Source organism: uncultured Blautia sp., from assembly GCF_902497045.1.
Classification (GTDB): domain Bacteria; phylum Bacillota; class Clostridia; order Lachnospirales; family Lachnospiraceae; genus Blautia_A.
Map to the genome: position 1 here is coordinate 1 of NZ_CABVDF010000317.1, position 2,370 is coordinate 2,370.

1 protein-coding gene and 1 pseudogene are annotated in these 2,370 nt (G+C 44.7%); one reads left to right on the forward strand and one right to left on the reverse strand.

The window, feature by feature from the left end:
- Positions 1-63 precede the first annotated feature (63 nt).
- Entirely contained in the window at positions 64-1,542 is a 1,479-nt protein-coding gene (locus RDS42_RS14195; protein WP_308784230.1) for a nucleotide sugar dehydrogenase, read from the forward strand.
- Positions 1,543-1,743: 201 nt separating this feature from the next.
- Here RDS42_RS14195 and RDS42_RS14200 read toward each other — a convergent pair.
- Positions 1,744-1,917, reverse strand: a pseudogene (locus RDS42_RS14200) (transposase domain-containing protein); the annotation flags it as partial.
- Positions 1,918-2,370: the final 453 nt, after the last annotated feature.

Consider the following 2,370-nt stretch of genomic DNA (forward strand, 5'->3'; position numbering starts at 1 on the left):
TCAGTCACATAACATCGATTTCAACTTATTCAAATAATATTTAGAATCATATCAGGAGGACAAATGAAAAAACTATCTATAAGTAAACTGGTGGATACGGTTATTCGCGAAAGAAAAGCCAAAGGACTTACCCAGGTACAGCTGGCAGAAGCAACCGGCATCAACCGCGCTATGATCGGAAGACTGGAAAAGTCTGATTATACACCTTCCATAGATCAGCTCCAGAAGCTTGGAGAAGTTCTGGGGTTTGAGGTGATAGATCTTTTTACAGAAGAAGAAAAAGAAGTCCCATCCACAGCTGTCCTGGACAAAAAATACAATATTGCTGTAGCAGGTACCGGCTATGTCGGTCTGTCCATTGCCACCCTTCTGGCACAGCACAACCATGTAACAGCCGTAGATATCGTCCCTGAGAAAGTAGATCTCATCAACAACAGAAAATCCCCTATCCAGGACGAATATATCGAAAAATACCTGGCAGAAAAAGAACTGGATCTTACAGCTACTCTTGATGGTGAAGCCGCTTATAAAAACGCAGACTTCGTTGTCATTGCTGCTCCTACCAACTATGACAGCAAGAAAAACTATTTCGATACTTCCGCTGTAGAAGCTGTGATCGAGCTTGTCCAGAAGGTAAACCCAGATGCTATGATGATCATTAAATCCACCATTCCGGTTGGCTATACTGCTTCTGTAAGAAAAAAATACAATACCGAGAATATTATCTTCAGCCCGGAATTCCTTCGTGAGTCCAAGGCTTTATATGACAATCTTTATCCGTCCCGTATTATTGTTTCCTGTGATGAAAAGTCCGCAGATAAGGCCCACATCTTTGCCGCGCTTCTTCAGCAGGGCGCCGTTAAAGAAAACATTGATACTCTGTTTATGGGCTTTACAGAAGCTGAGGCTGTAAAGCTGTTTGCCAATACTTATCTGGCTCTCCGCGTTTCCTACTTCAACGAGCTGGATACCTACGCGGAATCCAAAGGTCTGAACACCCAGGAGATCATCAACGGTGTATGCCTCGATCCCCGTATCGGCACTCACTACAACAACCCGTCCTTTGGCTACGGCGGATACTGTCTGCCAAAAGATACCAAGCAGCTTCTTGCCAACTTCCAGGATGTACCTCAGAATATGATGTCTGCCATTGTAGAATCCAACCGGACCAGAAAAGACTTTATCGCAGACCGGGTACTGGAGATTGCAGGCGCCTACTCCTATTCTGACGGAGCCTATGACTCCACAAAAGAAAAAGAAGTTGTGATTGGAATTTACCGTCTCACCATGAAATCCAACTCCGACAACTTCCGCCAGTCCTCCATCCAGGGTGTTATGAAGCGCATCAAAGCAAAAGGCGCTACGGTTGTGATCTACGAGCCAACTCTTCCCTCTGGCTCCACCTTCTTCGGAAGCCGTGTGATCGGTGACCTCAATGAATTTAAGACAGTATCCAATGCCATTGTAGCAAACAGATATGATTCTTCCCTGGATGATGTTCAGGAAAAAGTTTATACAAGAGATCTTTTCAGAAGAGATTAAAGAAACCGACCCTGTCAGCTTTCACCGGCAGGGTCGATTTTTCTTTAATCGTATAGAACTTCCATCTATCATTTTGATGGTAAGCATAATTTGCGAGCAACGTAGTAGTATTTTGCGCTTACGGTATTTTTCTACGTATACGGTAAACCATAAGTACCGTATTTAATAGAAGCCGCTCTTTCGAGCGGCAAGGTTCAAAAGTTATTTAACCCGGCATATTTCCGGTAGTTTCGGAGACCACGGAAGCAGATCATCAATAAATGATCGATCTGTATCATCCTGATGATCCTTCAGTGTATCAAGCAGATGCTCAAGATATCGGAATGGATTCAGATGATTCGCTTTTGCAGTCTCAACGATGCTGTAAATAATACTCGGAAAGATCCTCACAAACATTTTAACTGCTCTTTATGAGCCATTTGGATTCTCGCTCTTGCTTTCTTTTCTTGCTATGTTTTTCTACCTGTATGCGTATGAGCCAAAGGCTTTGTATTCGATCTCAACATTCTGATACCTGCGTCTGCCTGTCCTTGCATTCTCAGTGATCATGGAGACATTGGTGTTCGCATTGGAAGACCTTGCTCATCTCGGCATCGAAGTCAGCTGCGGTTTTCACTGCAGCCGTACCAAGGCCGGTAACTGCAGCGGTCACAGGCAGGAACTTCTTACCTACATTTTCGACCGATGCACCAAGGTTCTGAAGTTTTTCTCCGGCTTCATCGATCTTGGCAAGCGTCGCATTGGTAGTAGCCGCCTGGTCCTGTAAAGACCGCAGAGCTTTGTGGTATCGCCGCCGATCTCAACGGTGATGCCCTGGATTCTGGATGC